Here is a 20944-nt window from a genome sequence, read left to right on the forward strand (position 1 = left end):
CTTATGCCTAGGGTTGCGGTTATAATGGGCAGTTCAAGCGACTACGAGACCATGAAGCCCGCTGTGGATTTCCTCAGATCCATGCACATAGATGTTGTGCTCAAGATTGTCTCAGCGCACAGGACACCTGAATATATGTTTCAGTTCGCGTCCAGCGCCAGAGATCAAGGCATAGAGGTTATAATTGCTGGGGCAGGCGGTGCAGCGCATCTTCCGGGTATGGTTGCATCGATGACAACGCTGCCTGTTATAGGCGTCCCTGTTCCGAGCAGGAATTTAAATGGGCTGGATTCGCTTCTTTCCATAGTGCAGATGCCATCCGGAATACCTGTTGCCACGGTCGCGATAGGGAATTCGAAAAATGCCGCCATACTGGCATGCAGGATACTCTCCATAAAGTATCCTGAGATCGAGAAAGCCATTAAGAAGTACATGGATGACGAGCGAGACAGGGTGCTTAACGAAAAGCTTGAATGATCGTGATACCAGATGTTGGAAGAGGAACTTGCAAGAAAGATTGAGAGATACTTCAGCATAGAGGAAGAGGCCCTAAAGAAGATAAGGATATCCCCTGCCGAGGGATCTTTCCTCAGGAAGATAGCGGAGGACAATATGCAGATGATACTGAGCTATTATTCTGATGCAAAGCACTTCTATGCCAAGGGTGATCTCATAAATGCATTTGCCGCCCTGAACTATTCATACGGTTGGATAGACGCTGGCGTTCGCCTAGGAATATTTGATGGCGCTGGGGACCACAGGTTGTTCACACTATACGAATGATGGCTGGATTGCAGATAAAGCCGGATTCGCCCTGATCGATTTCGGGCGTTGCGATCTGACAGGCAAAATATAAATATATGAATAAATTATTAAGATTAAGAAACATGAAAAGACAACAGAATGACAGAAGGGATTTTCACGAAAGGCGTGAATTTCCAAAAAGAGAGAAGAAATTGGATATGAGAAGGAGCGAGGAGTTTGGTTACATGCTTGGAAAGGCGGTTGAGAGTCTTCCGGATAGCGTTCGCGGCGCGATTAGGGGTTCGATCTATTCGTTGGCTTCCAAGAAGGGCATAAAGGAGGCAAAAGAATTCATAGGAAAGAAGTATCAGGAAGGCGTTATAGATTATGACACCCAGAAGAAGCTTATAAACCTGATATACGATTATAGCAAGTACAGATGATAAATGTTCTCGAAAACCTCAGCATTTTTAAAGTTGGATCATCGGCATTCCATTGCATAATGCATGAACTGAATTTTAAAACACCGCTTACAACATTCTGACAATGGATGCCATCAGGGAAATGGCGAATGGTACGGTCATATTGTCGTCCAGAGGGTATCCGGAAACGGCTTCGACTATCGATCCCAGCGCTGCATAGTCTATACCGAGAAATCCAATAAGTAGAAAACCGAAAGCAGCTGAAACCGCAAAAAGTGAAAGCGTGCCAGCCACGCTTTTCTTTCTGTTTATGAATAGTTTCGGGCTCTTCACATTTACGCCGACGATGGTTGCTATTGAATCGCCTATAGATATTATGAAAACTATGAGCATTATCAGATAAAGGCCGTCATGCATGCTGTACGCCAGAAGGATCCCTGACGCAAACCACATAGATCCTATCCCCAGCTTGGTGTGGCTCCTCTCCAGGTTCTGCAGAAATTTTCCTATCATGAGATCCGGCCTTGCAGAGAAGAAGTTTCCGATCGCATAGAGCAATAGAGATCCGAATGTGACAAGTATTCGTGAAATATCGACTCCATAGAAATAGAGAAGTCCTATTATTATGATCCCGGCGGCTATCTGCACGTAGTCCCTTCTGACCTCCTTTATCCTATCCTCACCCCTCGTGATCTCGTTTGCCTTGACATACTGCCTCTCCCTTGAATCGAAGATCATTACCACGATCATTCCTGTGCTTATTGCAGCATCGATGGCCATCCACTGGCTTCCGTCACCGAAGAAAATATAGGATAGGAGTGTGAAGGCGAACAGGAAGACGAACGGATAATAGAACTTCTTCGTGTAGAGATATGTTCCGGATATAATGGAAAAGACGAATATGGGTATGACCAGGTAGCTGGAAAATCCTATCACAAGGATCGGAACAACTGCCAATGAGATCGCATATTTCAACTTGAAATCATCAGGATCGATCAGAAATGAAATGACAGCTCCGGCAATTCCGATCGAAGCCTCTATGTATCCGGCCAGCACTGGCTTCACCCTGCAGGGCATCTCACCCAGCTGGATGCCTGCTACGAATCTATCACCTGACCGTATTTAAATATTGTTCATATTACGGCACATAACAAGACGGCGATTGCCGTAATTCGGTGTGTCACTGCCTCATCGTGAAGAACAGCATTATGAATGATACCAACCCAAGTGAATTCACGGCTATGAGCGGAACGGCTATCCTGTATCCCGCGAAATGGGAAAAATCATAGTAAAAATACGCGGACAGTATGGACTGAACTAGGAACAGCGATGAAAAGGCTATCATGGGAGCAACGAATTTGCCTCCGGCCTTTCTCACTATGCCTATGTAGAAATAAAGTATTATGCCAAGGAATACGGCTTCCAACGCGACAATTATGATGTTGGTCATCCAGAATATACCCATTACAGATCACCTTATTATAAAAAATATAAAAAAGTTAGTGAATTCAGACCTCGGAAAGTGGCTTTGGCGATCCTCCAAGTATGTTGAACACTTCATAGACTATCTGGTATTGGAACTGCCCCGTCTTCACGTTGAATCCCATGTTCTGGTACACGATTTCATAGGAAACGTTGATGTAATCGAACGTGGTGCTATTCTTCTGGAGCACGAACTGAACTGTGGCGTTGACGTAGGCCATGTCCCCCTTCACCGTTATCACTGGCGGATTCTCAGAGTAGAACCACACAGCTATCCAGGCACCAAAGAATTTGTCCCATGTGGTATTTATTGCGCTGTAGTTCCTGTAAGTGCCATTCAGCGATCCATTTATCCAGTGCAGCACAGCATCAGGAGCGTACTGCTGCATTACAAGCGTGAGATTCTCAATCGCTATATTGTTCCAGTGGCTGAAGGCCATGGCCTGGACCTGGTTGTACTCATCTTTCATCTCGTTCGTGGATATGTATCCCGTGCCGGTTATGTGCCAGACTTCATGCGTTATCATGTACATGCCGGATATGCGATAGTACGTGAGCGAATAGCTTATGTTCAGGTATTCGACGGTATTATTTTGGGCCGTTGGTGTAACTATGAACTGATTCTCTGAAGTGACAACGGCCGTCCTTCCACTGACCGATACGGTCGGGGGCGCAATGGTGTAGAACCACACTGCTGACCAGAGATTGAAGAACTTATCCCATGTGGATATTATGCTCGACACTCCGCTATATGTCCCGGTCAATGGGCCACCTATCCAGTCCAGAGTTGCGTTAGACGCGTATTCTGGCATTAGCAGGCTTGAATTCTCTATCGCTATGTAGTCCCAGTGTTCAAACGCTGCAGCTTCAACCTCCTGTGCCTGTACCTGCTGCGGTATCTGCGCTACGACACCGGTTCCGGTTATGTGCCATACTTCGCTGTATATGTAGTATGAAGTTCCAGACTTCATGAAGTTCAGCGTATACGAGACGTTGATGTAATCAACAGTGTTGTTAACGCCGTACGGTGTGAGAACAAACTGAACTGGCGCCGTCACCTGCGCGGTGTTTCCAGACACGGATGCCACAGGCGGGTTGACCGTGTAAAGCCAGACCGCAGACCATAGGCCGAAGAATTTATTCCATGTTGCATTTATTTTGCTTATCCCTGTGTATGTCCCACTGAGTGGGCCGCCTATCCACTTTAGCGTTGCATTTGGGAGATACTGGCTGGCCACAAGCGTCGTGTTTTCTATAGCAATGTAGTCCCAGTGTTCAAACGCTGCTCCCAGGACGGCGTTTGGCTTGAATCCATTTGCTGTGTTCACAGCGTTCTGATAGTTTGCGTTTGTCTTTGCGTTCGTATAATCGGCATAACCGAACGCGCCGGCAAAGACAACCACCAGAACGATTGAAACTATCAGAGCAACCATTACTGGTTTCATGGATAAAACATCTGCAACGGATATTAACCGATTTTTCAAGATTATATGCAAATCTATCGCAAATTATGCGCAAATCTAATTCTATGAGGGATCTGCCTGATGCCATTTATTGACAAAACGGTATGCCATCCATTGTCAGCTACTGTTATGTTGAAGCACCGAAGCTTTCTTATTCAACTGTACGTAGCCAATACCATCACGAGTCAGGATCTCAATGAGTCATGTCTGAACCAGCGTAATTTCTGAATCTACCTAACATTACTTTTTCAACTTCCACATAAGGGTTGTAGCTTTTTCTATTGTGAAAAGCCGTATATCATCTATCTGAAGATCGCAATTTTTCAGATTTGCCAAAACACCTGACTTAATTATAAAGATTGTATACTGTGCTGATCGTTGCGAATTCGGCCATAAATCAAAGTATCTTTGCAATTTTGTGATCTTCTCAGATGGTGCTTGGTTTGCACAACACCACAAATAATTACTATATTAAGAAACAATACTTGTCTATGAAGATCATTGCAAAGGGTAAAGTCAAGGATGTTTACGATGATGGAGATACGCTGGTTTTCAGGTTCTCGAACAGGATTTCTGTGTTCGATAAGATAATACCCACGGAGATAGAAAACAAAGGAGAATCTCTCTGCAGGACATCATCCTTCTGGTTCAGGTATATCGGAGAAAGGGGGATAAAGAACCACTTCATAGAGATGATTGATAACAGGACCATGCGCGTAAGAAAATACGATGTTCCGGAAAAAGTTTCTCCGGGATCATCCGGCTATGTGATACCTCTTGAATTCATAACGAGGCACTATGTTGCAGGTTCTCTATATGACAGGCTCAAAGCCGGGAGTACAAAGCCAGCGGACATAGGGTTAAATCATTTTCCGGATTACGGTGAGAAATTGCCATCACCGGTATTCGAGGTTACCACCAAGAGGGAAAAAACGGACAGGCTGCTTGACATTGACGAGGCGCTTGAGATATCCGGTCTCACAAGGGAAGAGTACGCTGAAATAAGGGAAACGATACTGAAGATAGACGAGATGATGGAACAGGAAGTGGGCAAGCGCGGCCTTATACACGCCGACGGAAAGAAGGAGGTTGCACTGGGTAAGGAAAGAGAGCCGATAATAGTGGATACATTCGGTACGGCTGATGAAGACCGATTCTGGGAGAAGAAGGAATACGATGCAGGGCGGATAGTTGAGCTGAGCAAGGAGATGGTGAGGCAGTATTACAGATCCACAGGATACCATGATCGCCTTTACGAGGCCAGATCCAGAGGCATGCCAGAGCCAGATATTCCCCCGCTGCCGGAGGACATGGCCAGAAAAGTTTCTGACCTGTACAAAACAATGTACGAACGCATAACTGGCCAGAAATGGTAATTTAAGGCCGCGGAGGAATATACCGATGGATCCCTTCAGGAAGGCCATCAAGGGTTATGATCACGATCGGATACCAGTCTGGTTTATGAGGCAGGCTGGAAGGTATCTTCCGTCCTATATGAAGTATAGGCAGAGGATGGGCATAGAGGAGATGATGTCATCGCCGGACGTCATAGTGGACGTAACGCATGATCCGGTTGATAGGATAGGTGTAGATGCTGCGATAATTTTCGCGGATATAACGACGCCGCTCAGTGGTATGGGGCTCAGGGTCAGGTTCCTAGATTCTGTGGGGCCAGTGGTTGAGAATAACATTGAGAAATCAGGTATTTCTGCGGTAGAGGAATTTGATCCATCTTCTTTCAGCCACCCTGTCCTGAAAGCAATATCGAAATACAGGGAGAGGTATGCGGATCCTCTGATAGGTTTCGCCGGCGGCCCTGTAACTCTCCTTTCTTATATAATATCAGATGGTGTGGACCGGGATCTTTTCAGGGTCAAGAGAATGATGATTACGGAGGAAAAGGCATATCAGGCTGTGATGACAAGACTCACAGATATGATCATTGAATTCGCCAGGATGCAGATAAGCGCTGGTGTTGATGCATTCCAGATCTTCGACAGCTGGGCAGGTTATCTCTCACCTGGCGAATACGAACATTTCGTGAAGCCCTACGTATATGACATCTTGCAGGAATTGTCAGGAAGCATTCCGACCATATACTTCAGCACGATGACCTCATCCTACGTTGCCGATATGGATCTACCGGCAGATTTCTATTCAATAGACTGGCGCATAGACATGAAAAGATTTTCGGCTGAAATCCCAGATGAAAAGGGAATCCAGGGCAATCTCGATCCAGCGATTGTCAACTACGATTACGCGCTGCATGAGGCATCGAAAATAGTGGAAGCCGCTTCTGGAAGAGATCGCTACATATTCAATACCGGGCATGGCCTGCTGCCAAGTACAGATCCAGAAAAGCTAAAACGGTTGGTTGAATACGTGCATAGCGTGAATCTATGAAATCTGCTCTTCTTCTGCTTTCCTATGGCAGCCCCGAGAGGATCGAGGATCTTGACGAGTATCTCAAAAACATATTCAACGGAAAACCAGTACCTGAAAGTGTCAGGGAAGAGAATCTCAGAAAGTACGAGATGTTCGGTGGTAGATCCCCGTCCAACCGTATAATCGAAAGCATCGCGCGGAAGCTTCATGAAAAGATCGGCGATGATATGGACGTTATCCTGGCCTACAAGCACTGGAATCCATCCATTGAGGAGGCCGTCAAAGGCCTCGGATCATACGATAACATAGTAGCGATACCACTCTTCTCGTTCTATTCTCAGAACGTGAAGGATTCGTATCTGAATCCTCTCGAATCGGCCCTCAGGAGGTACGGTTTTTCGCCGCGCCTTGAGTTTGTGAACGGTCTTGCAAATAGCGATCTCTTTCTGCCCATGTGGGCGAACATCATATCGGAAGATGCATCCGAAGATTCCTTCTACCTGTTCGATGCGCATAGCCTTCCTGCACCTGACAGGGAAGAGGATTACCTGTTCTGGCTCCGCTATTCAACATACAAGATATCGCAGATACTGGGCCTATCGAGATCAGACTTTGGGTTTCAGGGTGGCCATCTGGGATGGCTTGGCCCGAGCATATACGATGTCCTCAACAGGATCGATGCGAGCAAAATCACAGTCATCCCGATATCATTCCTATACGATCACCTGGAAATACTGTACGATCTGGATTATGAGTTCAGAAAGGCCGTTGAGGCAAAGGGCATGCACTATCGTAGGGTGCGTATGCCGAACGATTCTGCCATGATGGTCAATATGATAGAACGCGCAGCCAGGTCTGCAATAACGCATCTCAGTGGAGAGAAGATTAACGGCAGCATCATCGGCCAGCCCCGTATTGCGGATACCGATAACGGCAGGTGAAACAGCATCCCCTAAATCAACGTTATGATCGAAATGGAGAATCACTGCTCTTCGATCCGCAAAATACTCACACAATATTTATATTCTGTATTTGGCTAACAAAGCGTGCAGATCGTAAGAAGGCCAACCTGGGATGAGTATTTCATGAGGATGGCCTATCTGGCAGCTTCGAGGACCAATTGCATAAGAAGGAAGGTTGGTGCGGTGATAGTCAAAGACAGGAACGTTCTCGCTACAGGATACAATGGGCCTCCAAGTGGTACAGCACACTGCGATGTAGTTGGCTGTATACGCGAGGATTTAAAGGTCCCGTCAGGCGAGAGGCACGAACTGTGCCGCGGACTGCATGCTGAACAGAATGCAATAATACAGGCTGCAGTCCATGGCGTCAGCATAAAGGATTCTACAATATACGTTACAACGCATCCCTGCGTAGTCTGTTCCAAGATGATAATGAACGCACAGATAAAGGAGATCGTGTACGCCGAAGGATATCCGGATGAACTGGCGGAACTTATGCTCCTTGAGAGCGATGTGAAGGTCAGAAAGTTCACGCTTCCAGAACAGGAAGTTAAAGCCATGATAGGTGAATTCTACTATCTGGAGGGCGAGGACTGAAGACGGATCACACTAATATGCGCAAAGCATTACCATGCGATGTACACAGCCATAGTCAACCTGAAGACCTACAGGGAAGCGACTGGTGCAAATTTCACGCGCTTCATGGAAAAGTTCGAGCCTGTTCAAGGAAAATTTGAACTGATATTTTCTCCATCGTTGCTTGATCTTGAAAAGGCTGCCAAATGCGGAAAGTTCAGGTTCTTTGCGCAGCACGTTGATGCTGAGCCGTATGGAGCATACACGGGCCATGTACCGATGGATATGATGATCGATCTGGGCATAACTGGATCGATACTCAACCACTCTGAGAGGCGGCTGCCCAGGGATACGATAATAAACACTCTTAAGAAGGCCAGTAAGTTAGACTTCACCATAGTTCTGTGTGTGGAGAATGCGGAGGAAGCCAAATATTTCAGGGAATATGAGCCGGATTTCATAGCCTACGAGCCAAGGGATCTGATCGGCGGGGATGTTTCCGTATCAACGGCAAAACCGGAGATCATAGAAGACATTGTGAAGATATACGAAGGTACAGGCACATCGGTTCTGGTTGGAGCAGGAATAAAGACCGGCGAGGATGTGAGGCGATCCATAGGCCTGGGCGCTAGGGGCATACTGGTAGCAAGCGGGGTAGTAAAATCGGCAGACCCTACAAAATCGTTAAATTCATTAATAGAGTTAAAATAGAGGACTGGATGCCAAAGGATAATGAAGAGCCCCTAGTCAAGATACCAGAATTCGATGAACGAAAGTTTCTCTTTGATGAGAAGGAGAGGGCAAAATCAATAGTGATTATATTCATAATAGGGGCCATAGTTGGTTCCATATCCGGTTATTTTCAGCTCATAGGTTATTGGTACCTTTCACTAATACTCATTCTCGTTGTCCTTCTGTTCTCAGAATACATCCTGAAAGGTCTGGGCGTTCAAGTATCCAAGAAGACGTCTCACCGTATACTGCTAGTTGGCGAATTTCTGCTCACATGGCTTGTATTCTGGATACTGGTGCTCAATCCACCTCTTAATCATGTCTCAGGGCCTGAGATAGCCAATCTGCAGATGTACAGCAACAATGTATGGACATCGATCGTTGAGAAAAATGGCGTTTACAACATACCATTTGGAAGCGCAACCAGTGGAACTGTAAGCCTTCGCGTTTACATGTTTGCATACTCCGGCGTAGTTTCATACAAGGTGATGGCATATCAGTCTTCATATGCGCCAGCTGTAATACCGTCCCATCTCAATGACAACTATCTCTATTTCAACCTCACAGACGTACACTATGGATCGACATACTACGTTCAGGTCTATGGAAGCACCACTGTAAATGGTTCAAATCTGACATCCGAGGTATCGTATACGCTGTATGCAGAATGAAAACTTGGCATTTTTTGCATCTAAGTTCCGAAAACGCTAGATGATTGAAAAGTACTTTTCTTTCTTCAGGTATCGGTCTATGCCCGATCCATACTGTGCGGCCTTTTTGCCGTAGCTGTATATGGATTCTGGAAGCCCCAGGGATCGTGCAACATCCCTGATCATGGCCTTTCCAGCACCATTCCTTATATGGTGATCCGGACCGAAGGATCTGGCAATATCAATGATGTGGCTGTCTAGATAGGGTGTTATCAATTCCTTTCCATAGTGTGCAGCGATTCGTTTTTCCCTGGGCAGCGTCCTTTCGAAAAGTTTCTTCATCTGTTCAACGTTATTCATGGATTCTATCGTCCTTCTGTAACCGTAGAAGATTTCGTCTGCTCCCTGCCCTGTCACGACTTCTCCGCCATCCGCAGTGGAAAGGACTACGGAAAGTATTAGCTCATAGCCTGTCTCCTGTTTGGTTATCGTGCCATCGATATCCTTCAAAAGGCGAATATGCTGCATAAGATCAATTTTTTCAAGGAGAATATGGTTAACATGAAATCCCAACACGTTGGATACCGCATCTGCCCTGGCGATATCGTGCGAATCGGCAAATCCTGCCGTATAAGCAGAAAGCCTGTAACCTGATATGTGCATCAGCACTGTGCTGTCCAGGCCGCCTGAGAAGGCTATGGAACCATGCGCTGGGACATTGGCCTTCAGAACATCACGGATGATTGCAATGGCTTCGCCGTAATCCACGTGTGCAAATTATGGACATAGTTATATAGTTTCCTATAATGTAGCAACGTGAATTACGTTCCAGACACATCGGTCATAGTTGACGGCCGCTTCACGCAGTACATCCAGGATAAGGAAGATGCAAACGTGATACTGCCAGAGGCAATGCTCTCTGAAGTGGAGCACCAGGCCAATGAAGGCCGCGCAATAGGCTTTGCAGCACTTGAAGAGCTCAAAAAATTGCGATCGCTGGAGAAGGAAGGCAAGATAACGATTGAGATTGTCGGTGAACGTCCAAGAGAGTGGCAGATAAAGCGGGCGAAAAGCGGTGAGATAGATGAGATGATCAGGAGCGTCGCGCTTCAGTATGATGCAATGCTCGTGACAGGCGACAATATACAGCGGGATGTGGCTATAATCAAGGGTATAAATGTGGACTATCTGCCGCCGCCGGAAAAGGTTGTGAAGAACATAGAGGAGTTCTTTGAGGATACTACCATGAGCGTGCACCTGAAAGCTGGCACCAATCCAGTTCTGAAGGATGGGAAGCCAGGGAGCATCAAATACCGCAGGCTTGATTATATACTCAATCGATCCGATCTTGAGAATATAGCTAGCAACATAGTGAAGAGGGGAAAGCTGGAGGCGGACTCATTTATCGAGATGGACGCCCAGGGTGCTACGGTGGTACAGCTCAAGAATATCAGGATAGTTATTACGAGACCGCCCTTTTCCGACGATATTGAAATAACAGCTGTTCGCCCAGTCGTCAAGCTGGGCATTGATTACTACGATCTTGACGATAAAATAAAGGAGAGGCTGGAAAGTTCTGCCAGTGGAATACTGGTTGCAGGTGCGCCAGGTGCCGGTAAGAGCACGTTCGTGCAGGCACTGGCCGAGTTCTTCAATGCACGTGGAAAGATAGTAAAGACCATGGAAAGGCCCAGAGACCTGGATGTATCGAAGGAGATAACGCAGTATACTGAGCTGGAGGGTTCCATGGAGATGACGGGCGACATACTTCTTCTCGTAAGGCCCGACTACACGATATTCGATGAGATGCGTGTTACAAACGATTTCAAGGTATACGCGGATCTAAGGTTGGCCGGCGTGGGAATGGTCGGCGTAGTCCATGCGACCAGGGCGATAGATGCTCTGCAGAGATTCATTGGCAGAATAGAGCTGGGACTGATACCGCAGATAATAGATACTATAATCTATATAAACAATGGGCAGGTGGCGCAGGTGCTGAGCACGCAGTACACAGTCAAAATACCATACGGCATGACACAGGAAGATCTCGCAAGGCCAGTCATCGTCGTCTCCGATCTCATATCCGGGAAGGATCTCTACGAGATATACAGCTTCGGAGAGCAGGTTGTCGTCGTTCCAGTAAAGGAAAGGAAGGAGTCTTCAATCTCAAAGCTCGCAGTTGACAGAATAGAGGACTACATAAAGCGGATGATCAGGAGTGATGATGTTGAGGTAAAGATGGTCGGGGATAGCAGGGCGATCGTAAGGGTGGATCCGAAATACATACCAAAGCTCATAGGGCGTAGCGGCAAGAACATAACCGAGATAGAGAAGAAGCTTGGAATAAAGATAGATGTGGAGGAATCCGGTTCCAACGCTGAAAGGCAGAAAGCAGGTGTGGAGATAAAGAATAAGATAATATACATTGATGTTGGCCACCCAAACAAGCATGTGCGCATATACCTGGGCGAGGTGCCGATCCTGCAGGCTCTGTCATCATCAAAGGGCATCGTGAGGATAAAGCTGAGCACCGAGATAGGGAATGCGATATACAACCACATAAAGAACGGCGGAGATATATTCTATTCAATTGATTGATCGTAGATGTCGGAGTACGAGAAGGAGATAGATGAGCTCATAAACGACTACGATATGCTGCGTGTGTTAAAGCATTTCACAATAGCGCACGTCGATTACGCAAAAAATATTACAAGATACACGGAGATCCCGCAGATGAGGGTGCGTGAATATCTGAAGCGGCTCAAGGATCTTGGTCTCCTGGATTATTATACAAACACATCAATAAAGAGAACCGAGGCCAAGCTGAAGAAGAGCGCGGAGGTGCATAAGCATCACACCTATTACCAGATAAACAAAAAGGCCGAAGCGGTTCTTAAGGAGATCACACCAAAATTATACGTTCATCATTTGAAGTCTGCGGATCTGCAGATGCTGTGTAGCAGGAAGGAAAGAAAGGAAAATCCCGAGGCATGCAGTTCGCTCCTCCGCATGGGCCTCATAGATAAATGCTATGATCTGACCGATCTCGGAAGGGAAGTATTCGATACTGCAAGAAGGATGCAGATCCTGCACTGCGAAGACAGAAATTAGGTTTTCTGGAACAGGAATATGTATTCATGCTTGAATACATAGAATCCGCCCGATAGGGCACGATAGCGCCAGAGTGCTTCCGATCCGGCTTTTCCCCTCGTGAACTCAAAGTTCTTCACGATGGTGCTCTTCAGCCTGAAGCTGATATTCATTACTGCCTGCATCGCGTAGAAGCCAAGCGGTATCCATTCCCCTTTCCTGTATTTGTCTCCGATCACCATGGCCATGAATCTTCCGTCTTCGAGGTGATCAGCGATGTTTTTAACCACCCTTGACAGCATGACTAGAAAATCATCCACGCTTCTCGCATTGGACAGATCGCCCGGGTCATCGGAAAACTTTATTATGTCATGGTAGGGTGGATGGAGTATCGCCATGCTGAATCGATCTATGCCATTCTCATCCATAAGATGTTTAATATCGACCGTCATTGAATTTTCCGTATATATGCGCGCAAGCCCATCGCCTCGAATCTTGCGAATGATCTCAGACGATCTCCTGCTGACTTCAGGATTTATCTCAATACCGATGGCATTTCTTCCGAGTTTCTTCGCCTCTATGAGAGTGGTGCCGCTGCCGCTGAAGGGATCTATTACCCATTCGTTCCTCTTTGTGTACCTCATCATCATCTGCCTTGGTATCTGTGGCACAAAATTTCCCCAGTACCATCCAAGCTTTGACCCACTGTAGTCCCTCTCCTTGAAGATCCACAGGCTGTCCGTTATGACGTCTCCATACTCCCTCCATCTTGATAGATCCATATCGCTGTATGGAAGCTTCCTTGGCCTGAAGGCCATCCTATAAATTTCATCTGCATAATGGATGGCGCGTTCCGTTGTGCGCGATCTCTCAATTTTGTCGATTATCTGGTAGAAGGCATCGGCATTTACAGTTACGCTTTCTCCACCATCGATTCCATTTCCCACCGTTGAACGAAGGCTGCCTGTCACCTTGCGAACTGTATCCATGTCCGGAGCCGATTTTATTCCGTCTATAGCCTTCTCTATCGCGCCTAGGGATATCTGCACATCGACCATCGATCACATCAGCATGTTTCGGGTTTTAATTTTTCCGTATGAACGATGTGGCACCGGCCAATGCAATAGATGAGAATGTTCGCAATGGCATCAGGTCATTTAGAAAACCTAATTATAATACACTTCGGGTGCAATTAACATTTAGTACAAACGGATACATTTTTCATAATAAAAGATTTATTTATTAAATACAATCATATCAATTATGGTAAAAAGAAGATCATAATGGCAATTGTTTCGCTCGCCATGGTCATATCGTTCTCGCCCGTCCTGAGCTATGTGGATGCTAATTCATTCTACGCTTTCGATCACAGTGTATCGATGGGAACCTCGGAATCGCTCAACTGGGCCGGACACGCTGTAGTTCCCAGCGATGGCAGCGCTCACAACGTAACGATGTCGCTGATCATACCCAATACGGACACCTCTGGAAATTCCTATGCCGCTTTCTGGGTCGGTATAGACGGCTACAATGACAACACGGCGGAGCGGACAGGCATATTGGGAGAGCCGAGCGGATACGGACATAATTCAAAGACAGTTTACAAGGTCTGATACGAGTTCTATCATGCTGCTCCAGTTTATGCCAGCTTCACAACTAATGCCGGTGATTATGTCTATGCAAGCGTAACATATAACGGCCCAGGCGAGTTTATAAGAAAGTTAGAAGTTTATGTGAAGCAGTAAAACTCCGATCTTCAGCGATGGGATACACAGACTTCGCCCAATAGAGGAGTTTATAATGCCTATGCAGGCATCGAAAAGTAGGGCTGGTGCGGTCCGAATTCACGCCTGTGGAGATACCGCCGACGGGATACCAGAATTATGAAGGTATTAGTCGCGTGTCGTTGAATCAGGAAGAAGATCCAAAGCTTCAGCTGAGGAGTAGCTCACACAGATGGGGTTGACCGGATTCGAACCGGTGACCTCTCGGTTATCAGCCGAGTGCTATAGCCTGTCTAAGCTACAACCCCGCAGCTCCGTAATTTGTTCCACGCATAATATTTTTTCTCTGTTCTATCGCATTAACCTAATTCAATTTAATCAGCATCCGCAAGATATTCGATAAGTGGAAGCATCCTCTTCCGAATCTCCCTGCCGCGTTCCGTGAGTTCGTAGGTTACGATATCGCCTTCATGTCTCTCTATAAGGCCACATTCGTTCATTTCATGAAGCCTCGCGGAGAGCATCGTGCTGCTTATTCCAGGGACGGCTCTCATCAGGTCATTGAAGTTCTTTCTTGTGTTATCGTTTCCCAGCACAGATACGATGAAGATGGCGTATTTCTTTCCTATTATGTGCAGAATGGGCTCCGCTGGATCTATGCAGATCTCTCCCCTATCAGTCTTTATCATGCAGGAAAGCGTTCTGTCGCCTTTCACGCCCATAATATTCGCATTTCGTATTTAAAGGGCATCCATCACATTCTGGTACCTTTTTGCAGTGATCCTTTGAAATCTGTACGATCATTGCATGCAAATTCTTCAGGCGTTCAACATCTTTTATCTCGCCTTCGACATCCTTTTTGATATCGCCGCCCCTTATTCCATAGCATCTATCGAGAAATCTGGCAGTGTATTTATCCATGACGAATACGGGAAGATCCAGCGCGTAGAGTAAGATCGAATCCAGAGTCTCCTGTCCGATGCCCTTTATGGGGGAAAAGAATGATACAGCCGTCTCCAGATCATGGATACTGTCAATTCCACCGAAACGTTCCATAAGGGCTTTGGACAGGGCGATGAGGCGCTCCGCCTTCTGATTGTAGAAACCGGACGGTCGGATGGTTTCAGCAAGATCCTTCACATCGCATTTCGATATCGCAGCGAGGCTGTTCAGGCCCTTCTCCCTTAGCCTTTCGATGGCCTTTTCCACATTTTTCCATGAGGTGTTCTGGGTGAGCACTGCGCCTATGACCACCTCGTCCTTTGAATCTGCTGGCCACCAGTGAAGGTCACCATATACGCGAAAAAGATCATCGTATACAGTGCTGTATATACGCATGATATTATTCCAGAGACTGAATTATACCATAGCCGATCAGGCGCCATCTGTTCATAACACGCCTACCTATTGCTACGCGCATGCCGTTGAATGCTGCCACTGGATACTTCAGCGAAACCTCTATTTCGCTGCCCTTCATGGCGTTAACAACACCGACGGTGTTTGCTGTTGCAACGGTGAACATCAAAGTTTCCTTTGGCCTTATGGGTTCAACGTTCAGTTCCTGATCGGATCCGACAACTCTCTTGAGCAGGTGCGATTCCAGCCTCATGGAGAACGCAACTGGAGGAACCTTGCCCACGTGCCCTGCGATCCTTCCTGTGAAGGCATCTCCCTTTGTGAGAAACGGATCGAGCTTCGTGCCAATGGCTGCCAATCCACCTGGCCTTATCCTGTCATATGAGTACTTGCCGGCCATCAGGCTCACAACCTCAGTGGTGACGTTGTTCCATACAGTCTTGTTTCCCTTCGTTGTCTGTATTCCCGGTACTATCTCGATCTCATCGCCCAGGGCAAATTCTCCCTGCGTCAAGGATCCGCCAATGACTCCGCCTTTCAGTTCACTTACGGGCGTGCCCGGCCTGTTTATGTCAAATGATCTTGCAATATACATTATGGGATCGTCATTTTCATTGAACTTAGGCGATGGAATGTACTTTTCTATGGCTTCAAACAGCGCATCTATGTTGGTGCTGTGGTACGCGCTCACTGGAATTATTGGGGCATTCTCTGCAATGCTGCCCTTGACAAAATTCTTTATTTCCCTGTAACTTTCGATTGCTCGCTCCCTTGTTACAAGATCTATCTTGTTCTGCACTATTATTATATTTTTTATGCCCATGATCTCAAGTGCGGTAAGATGTTCCCTTGTCTGTGGTTGTGGGCAGTGCTCATTTGCAGCTATGACTAGAAGGGCACCGTTCATAAGCGCGGATCCTGACAGCATGGTTGCCATCAGTGTTTCGTGACCCGGCGCATCCACGATCGATATGACTCTTTCTAGATCGCAATTTTCCCCTTTTTCCCGCGTGTAATGCACGTTACCAGAGGAATCGTAGCACCTGTATATGGGCGTATCTGCATAACCAAGCTTTATCGAGATGCCTCTCTTTATCTCCTCCGAATGGGTATCGGTCTTCGTGCCTGTCAGAGCCAGCGTTAGCGTACTCTTTCCGTGGTCAACGTGGCCGACCATCCCTATATTGACCGAAGGCTGAGGCATCTTAAGCTTGCTGATCATCTTTCTTCTCCTCTAGGGGCGTTGGCCCATACTGAACTATCTTCAGGTTAATCTGAGATATATCCGATCCTATGATCGAACCCCTGACCGTTATCCTCTTTCTTATTCCGTTCTTTCCTCTGTAACCCTTCTTGTAGGATACGAGTATCTGCTTCTTGCCCTGGGTCTGCAGATCGGATCTCATTGGGAAGCCGTCTATGGAACTGCCGCCAGTGACCACTAGCTTATAGCCCACCAGATCAAAGAATACCCCATCTATCTCATCGCCTATTTTTCTTCCTACCAGTGACCCCATTCTCTCCGCCGGTATCTCCTTCTTGTAAGTCTTACCAGTCTTGGGATCAGCAATGATTGCCAATGAATTAGCCATGATTCACCTGTCGGTTAATATCAATGCCCTTTAAAAATGTGATGATTTCCAATGCAGGACTCCCAGAACACGCAGTATAGTCGTTCCTGCGCTGATGGTTCCGCTGGGAGGATTTAAATGTGAAGCTTTCATGACCTCCTGTGATAGTTCTTGGGCTAGAGGGTACTGCGCATACAATCAGCTGTGGCATAATAGACGAATCCCGCATACTGGCCATGGAATCGTCCATGTACAGGCCAAAGACCGGAGGGATAAGGCCACTGGACGCAGCTGTACATCATTCTGAGGTAATAGATACTGTGATATCTAGGGCTCTCGAGAAAGCGAAGATATCGATCCATGACATCGACCTCATAGGGTTTTCCATGGGGCCAGGCCTTGCTCCATCTTTGAGGGTGACCGCAACCGCCGCAAGAACGATATCGGTTCTGACCGGCAAACCAATCATAGGTGTAAACCATCCGCTTGGCCACATAGAGATAGGCAGGCGGGTAACTGGTGCGATCGATCCGGTAATGCTATACGTTTCAGGCGGCAATACACAGGTCATAGCCCACGTCAATGGAAGGTATAGGGTTCTCGGGGAGACGCTGGACATCGGGATAGGGAATATGATTGACAAATTCGCCAGAGAAGCCGGGATACCGTTTCCTGGTGGTCCGGAGATAGAGAAGCTCGCAATGAAGGGAACGAAGCTTCTGGATCTTCCCTATTCAGTGAAGGGGATGGATACGGCCTTTTCTGGCATCCTAACCGCTGCTTTGCAGTATCTCAAAACCGGCCAGGCCATAGAGGATATAAGCTACAGCATACAGGAAACGGCATTCGCCATGCTGGTAGAGGTGCTGGAAAGAGCGCTATACGTTTCAGGCAAGGATGAGATACTCATGGCTGGTGGGGTTGCGCTGAACAGAAGGCTCCGGGATATGGTGACTAATATGGCTCGGGAGGCGGGCATCAGATCCTATCTAACTGACAGGGAATACTGCATGGACAACGGCATAATGATAGCACAGGCAGCGCTGTTGATGTATAAATCCGGTGTACGCATGTCCGTTGAGGAGACGGCGGTGAACCCTCGTTTCAGAATAGATGAGGTGGACGCACCGTGGATAACAGACGCTTCCAGAAAAGACTATGGAAAGGCCGGTGCAGAATCCAGGATAGAGGAGGTCAGCTTTCATGGAAGGCCGGCAATAAGAAAGGTGCGCATTTCCAAGTCCTACCGAAATTCGGATCTTGATAAGAAGATCCGATATGAACGAATGCGCAATGAATTCACGATTCTCAGAAAGCTCAAGGAGGCCGGTGTTAACTCACCAGTAGTCTACGACTTCGATCCTTTCTCAATGTCCATCACCATGCAGAAAATACCAGGAAGGATGATGTCCGCAGAGCTTAACGAAGGCAGAACCGATTTCCTGAACGAGCTGGGCATCATGATAGCAAAGATGCACAGGGCAGGAATCGCTCATGGGGATCTGACTGTCAATAACATAATTGTTAACGATAGCGTTTTCATCATCGATCCCAGCATGGGAAAGGTTAATGCAGAGATAGAGGACATGGCCGTGGATATATACGCCCTAGAGGATTCTATTAAGGGGCTGGGTTTGGATTCGGGCAGCGTGATCGGCCAGATGCTTAAGTCCTACAGGAACAATTTCAATCTGGCGGACGATGTACTCGAAACCGTATCCGCAATAAGAAGGAGGCACAGGTATGTATAGGTTCGTTACAAGCAACAGGCACAAGTTTGAGGAGGTCAGCGAAATGGCCGCCCTGTACGGCATAGAGATAGAATGGGTCCGCATGAAGTACGAGGAGATACAGGATGATAGCACCGAGCGGATATCGTATGATAGCTGCAACAAGCTCTCGCGAATTGTTGAGGCACCATACTTCGTGGATGATTCAGGGCTGTTCATAAATGCGCTGAGGGGGTTTCCAGGACCTTACTCTAACTACGTATCATCCACTATAGGGAACGAAGGTATCCTCAAGATCATGGACGACGTTGATGATCGTACGGCTTACTTCCTCACCGTGGTATCCATGAACGAAGGGCACAGCATAACGCAGTTCATCGGAAAGGTCATGGGAAAAATAGCCAGATCTATAAGAGGTTCTAATGGATTTGGATACGACCCGATATTTATACCGGAGGGATCGGATCGGACATTCGCTGAGATGGACATAAAGGCGAAAAACGCAATTTCACATAGGAGCATAGCATTTCGTGGTCTCTTCGAATATATAAAGATGAACCAGACAGCTAAGAAATAATATATATAAAATTATAACGATTACAATCTTCGTATATATTCTCTCCTTTCTGATCATATATTTATATTTTCCTGTAGTTTCGGGAGAAATATCAAAGGTTTGTGTCGAAAAACGTCAATGATAATCCTAAATCTTTTATAATATAGAAAAAAACAAAAAACATATAAATAAATTCGCTATCTTCGAACAATGAGTGAATTTGATGTCATAGTTATCGGCGCTGGTCCGGCAGGATCCTCTGCTGCAATAAAACTTGCGCAGGGTGGGATGAACGTACTTCTGGTGGAGAGGGGCGATCCTCCAGGAACAAAGAACGTTTCCGGTGCAGTCCTCTGGGGCGATGAGCTTTCGAAAGTCGTACCGGATTGGGAGAGAAGCGCACCCATCGAACGTTACGTTACAAGAAAGGAGGTTGCATTCCTGACAGAGAAATCAAAGATAGCCATAAGCTATAGTTCACAGGAACTCATGGAGAAGAAATCTGGAAAGATCATCGTCAGGGGCAAATTCGATCAGTGGCTGGCAAGGAAGGCAAAAGATGCAGGTGCAATGCTCGTCACCGGTATAACTGTTGACAAGCTAGTCATAGATGGGGGCAAAGTGATAGGAGTGATGCAGGATGGCGATGTCATAACCTCTGATGCCGTAATCGTGGCGGAGGGTGCAAACCCAAGGGTTCTTATCAACTCCGGTCTGAGGCCAAAACTCTCAGATCATGACGTTGCGCTGGGTATAAAGGAGACCATCAAGTTGCCTGAAAACGTCATAAATGAACGGTTCAACGTTGATTCGAAGGGTGGATATGCATCAGAATTCGTGCTGGGTTTCCTCGATGATGGCCTGCTGTCCGGCGGTTTCCTGTACACAAACAGGGATACCATATCGTTGGGCATTGTCACGTCGCTAGATCGGCTTAGGGCAAATGGAATGACGCATTCCTATGATATCATGGGCAAATTCGAGGATCATCCGTTTATAAAGAACCTGATAAAGGACGGAATACCGGATGAGTACGCTGCCCATCTGGTACCAGAAGGTGGACTCGCCAGCATGCCAAAGCTCTATGGAAATGGATATCTTGTCGCCGGAGATGCCGCGATGTTTACCTTCAGCAACGGCATGGTGCTGCAGGGGATAAACTACGCAATAACGTCAGGAATGCTGGCAGCCGAAACGATACTTGAGAACAAGGGCAAGATAAGCGAGGAAACGCTATCCACCTATGTAAGCAAGCTACGCAACAGCTACGTGCTTAGCGATCTCTACACCTTCAATGGCATACAGAACGTCACCTGGAGCGATTTCACCCAGAAGACCATGCCAAAGATACTGGACAGCGTTATGATGTCGATGTTTGATGAACGCGGTATGCCAAAAAAGCATCTGATGCAGGTACTGACCGCTGCAGTCAGATCCAACGGTATGAAGTATACGGACTTGATATCAAGCGGCTACCGCATGATGAGGAAGATGTGAGGTG

At 46.9% G+C, this 20944-nt stretch carries 25 protein-coding genes and 1 tRNA gene; 16 read left to right on the forward strand and 10 right to left on the reverse strand.

Annotation, left to right across the window (positions count from 1 at the left end):
* The first annotated feature begins 3 nt into the window (after window positions 1–3).
* The 3 genes from purE (at window position 4) to TA_RS01575 (ending at window position 1187) form a co-directional block, all read left to right on the forward strand.
* Window positions 4–477 (forward strand): 5-(carboxyamino)imidazole ribonucleotide mutase, encoded by a 474-nt coding sequence (gene purE / locus TA_RS01565; RefSeq protein ID WP_010900732.1) that lies wholly within the window; start codon window positions 4–6, stop codon window positions 475–477.
* Window positions 478–489: 12 nt separating this feature from the next.
* The gene (locus TA_RS01570) at window positions 490–783 is read left to right on the forward strand and encodes a DUF357 domain-containing protein (RefSeq protein ID WP_010900733.1); all 294 of its coding nucleotides are present in this window, start codon (window positions 490–492) and stop codon (window positions 781–783) included.
* 104 nt (window positions 784–887) lie between these two features.
* Window positions 888–1187, forward strand: a complete 300-nt coding sequence (locus TA_RS01575; RefSeq protein ID WP_048161521.1) for a hypothetical protein — start codon at window positions 888–890, stop codon at window positions 1185–1187.
* Window positions 1188–1274: 87 nt separating this feature from the next.
* On the opposite strand, the gene TA_RS01580 is transcribed toward TA_RS01575, so the two are convergent.
* The 3 genes from TA_RS01580 to TA_RS01590 form a co-directional block, all read right to left on the reverse strand.
* Window positions 1275–2243 (reverse strand): diacylglycerol/polyprenol kinase family protein, encoded by a 969-nt coding sequence (locus TA_RS01580; protein WP_241761871.1) that lies wholly within the window; start codon window positions 2241–2243, stop codon window positions 1275–1277.
* A gap of 103 nt (window positions 2244–2346) precedes the next feature.
* Window positions 2347–2631: a hypothetical protein gene (locus TA_RS01585; RefSeq protein ID WP_010900736.1), complete on the reverse strand. Its 285-nt coding sequence runs from the start codon at window positions 2629–2631 to the stop codon at window positions 2347–2349.
* Between the two features lie 43 nt (window positions 2632–2674).
* Window positions 2675–4093, reverse strand: coding sequence for a hypothetical protein (locus TA_RS01590; RefSeq protein WP_048161523.1), 1419 nt, complete (start codon window positions 4091–4093; stop codon window positions 2675–2677).
* A gap of 509 nt (window positions 4094–4602) precedes the next feature.
* Here TA_RS01590 and purC point away from each other — a divergent pair.
* From purC to TA_RS01620, 6 genes are all read left to right on the forward strand, one after another.
* Window positions 4603–5487, forward strand: coding sequence for a phosphoribosylaminoimidazolesuccinocarboxamide synthase (purC, locus tag TA_RS01595; protein WP_048161525.1), 885 nt, complete (start codon window positions 4603–4605; stop codon window positions 5485–5487).
* A 25-nt stretch (window positions 5488–5512) separates the two neighbouring features.
* The gene (gene hemE / locus TA_RS01600; protein ID WP_010900739.1) at window positions 5513–6514 is read left to right on the forward strand and encodes a uroporphyrinogen decarboxylase; all 1002 of its coding nucleotides are present in this window, start codon (window positions 5513–5515) and stop codon (window positions 6512–6514) included.
* Window positions 6511–7437, forward strand: coding sequence for a ferrochelatase (locus TA_RS01605; RefSeq protein WP_010900740.1), 927 nt, complete (start codon window positions 6511–6513; stop codon window positions 7435–7437). The genes hemE and TA_RS01605 overlap by 4 nt, the downstream gene beginning before the upstream one ends.
* Before the next feature lie 144 nt (window positions 7438–7581).
* Window positions 7582–8055: a deoxycytidylate deaminase gene (locus TA_RS01610; protein WP_048162252.1), complete on the forward strand. Its 474-nt coding sequence runs from the start codon at window positions 7582–7584 to the stop codon at window positions 8053–8055.
* Window positions 8056–8094: 39 nt separating this feature from the next.
* Window positions 8095–8745, forward strand: coding sequence for a triose-phosphate isomerase (locus TA_RS01615; protein WP_010900742.1), 651 nt, complete (start codon window positions 8095–8097; stop codon window positions 8743–8745).
* Window positions 8746–8753: 8 nt separating this feature from the next.
* The gene (locus TA_RS01620) at window positions 8754–9437 is read left to right on the forward strand and encodes a hypothetical protein (RefSeq protein ID WP_010900743.1); all 684 of its coding nucleotides are present in this window, start codon (window positions 8754–8756) and stop codon (window positions 9435–9437) included.
* 36 nt (window positions 9438–9473) lie between these two features.
* Here the strand turns inward: TA_RS01620 and TA_RS01625 are convergent, their stop codons facing one another.
* Window positions 9474–10184, reverse strand: coding sequence for an asparagine synthase C-terminal domain-containing protein (locus TA_RS01625; protein ID WP_010900744.1), 711 nt, complete (start codon window positions 10182–10184; stop codon window positions 9474–9476).
* 48 nt (window positions 10185–10232) lie between these two features.
* On the opposite strand from TA_RS01625, the gene TA_RS01630 reads away from it, so the two are divergent.
* Together TA_RS01630 and TA_RS01635 are read left to right on the forward strand one after the other, a co-directional pair.
* Window positions 10233–12014 (forward strand): PINc/VapC family ATPase, encoded by a 1782-nt coding sequence (locus tag TA_RS01630; RefSeq protein ID WP_010900745.1) that lies wholly within the window; start codon window positions 10233–10235, stop codon window positions 12012–12014.
* A gap of 6 nt (window positions 12015–12020) precedes the next feature.
* Window positions 12021–12527, forward strand: coding sequence for a DUF2250 domain-containing protein (locus tag TA_RS01635; RefSeq protein ID WP_010900746.1), 507 nt, complete (start codon window positions 12021–12023; stop codon window positions 12525–12527).
* On the opposite strand, the gene TA_RS01640 is transcribed toward TA_RS01635, so the two are convergent.
* Window positions 12524–13564 carry a DNA methyltransferase gene (locus TA_RS01640; protein ID WP_010900747.1) on the reverse strand — a complete coding sequence of 347 codons (1041 nt, stop codon included), beginning with the start codon at window positions 13562–13564 and terminating at the stop codon, window positions 12524–12526. The genes TA_RS01635 and TA_RS01640 overlap by 4 nt on opposite strands.
* 225 nt (window positions 13565–13789) lie before the next feature.
* On the opposite strand from TA_RS01640, the gene TA_RS01645 reads away from it, so the two are divergent.
* Both TA_RS01645 and TA_RS08345 read left to right on the forward strand, forming a co-directional pair.
* Window positions 13790–14119, forward strand: a complete 330-nt coding sequence (locus TA_RS01645; RefSeq protein WP_010900748.1) for a G1 family glutamic endopeptidase — start codon at window positions 13790–13792, stop codon at window positions 14117–14119.
* A 218-nt stretch (window positions 14120–14337) separates the two neighbouring features.
* Window positions 14338–14472: a hypothetical protein gene (locus TA_RS08345; RefSeq protein WP_277770750.1), complete on the forward strand. Its 135-nt coding sequence runs from the start codon at window positions 14338–14340 to the stop codon at window positions 14470–14472.
* On the opposite strand, the gene TA_RS01650 is transcribed toward TA_RS08345, so the two are convergent.
* From TA_RS01650 to TA_RS01670, 5 genes are all read right to left on the reverse strand, one after another.
* Window positions 14464–14538, reverse strand: a tRNA-Ile gene (locus tag TA_RS01650). The two genes, TA_RS08345 and TA_RS01650, sit on opposite strands and share 9 nt — an antisense overlap.
* A 66-nt stretch (window positions 14539–14604) precedes the next feature.
* Entirely contained in the window at window positions 14605–14919 is a 315-nt protein-coding gene (locus TA_RS01655; RefSeq protein WP_010900749.1) for a winged helix-turn-helix transcriptional regulator, read from the reverse strand.
* The gene (locus TA_RS01660; protein WP_010900750.1) at window positions 14906–15568 is read right to left on the reverse strand and encodes an endonuclease III domain-containing protein; all 663 of its coding nucleotides are present in this window, start codon (window positions 15566–15568) and stop codon (window positions 14906–14908) included. The genes TA_RS01655 and TA_RS01660 overlap by 14 nt, the downstream gene beginning before the upstream one ends.
* 4 nt (window positions 15569–15572) lie before the next feature.
* A complete protein-coding gene (gene eif2g, locus TA_RS01665) occupies window positions 15573–16808 on the reverse strand; it encodes a translation initiation factor IF-2 subunit gamma (protein WP_010900751.1) in 1236 nt (411 codons plus the stop codon).
* Window positions 16792–17178 carry a 30S ribosomal protein S6e gene (locus tag TA_RS01670; protein ID WP_010900752.1) on the reverse strand — a complete coding sequence of 129 codons (387 nt, stop codon included), beginning with the start codon at window positions 17176–17178 and terminating at the stop codon, window positions 16792–16794. Before TA_RS01670 ends, eif2g begins: the two co-directional genes overlap by 17 nt.
* 140 nt (window positions 17179–17318) lie before the next feature.
* Between TA_RS01670 and TA_RS01675 the strand changes: the two genes are divergently transcribed.
* The 3 genes from TA_RS01675 to TA_RS01685 all read left to right on the forward strand — a co-directional run bounded on the left by TA_RS01675 (window position 17319) and on the right by TA_RS01685 (window position 20940).
* Complete coding sequence (locus TA_RS01675) at window positions 17319–18908, forward strand: bifunctional N(6)-L-threonylcarbamoyladenine synthase/serine/threonine protein kinase (RefSeq protein ID WP_010900753.1); 1590 nt, start codon at window positions 17319–17321, stop codon at window positions 18906–18908.
* Complete coding sequence (locus TA_RS01680) at window positions 18901–19464, forward strand: XTP/dITP diphosphatase (RefSeq protein ID WP_010900754.1); 564 nt, start codon at window positions 18901–18903, stop codon at window positions 19462–19464. The genes TA_RS01675 and TA_RS01680 overlap by 8 nt, the downstream gene beginning before the upstream one ends.
* A gap of 189 nt (window positions 19465–19653) precedes the next feature.
* The gene (locus TA_RS01685; RefSeq protein ID WP_010900755.1) at window positions 19654–20940 is read left to right on the forward strand and encodes an FAD-dependent oxidoreductase; all 1287 of its coding nucleotides are present in this window, start codon (window positions 19654–19656) and stop codon (window positions 20938–20940) included.
* Window positions 20941–20944: the final 4 nt, after the last annotated feature.

The sequence above is a fragment of the Thermoplasma acidophilum DSM 1728 genome (assembly GCF_000195915.1).
Lineage (GTDB): Archaea > Thermoplasmatota > Thermoplasmata > Thermoplasmatales > Thermoplasmataceae > Thermoplasma > Thermoplasma acidophilum.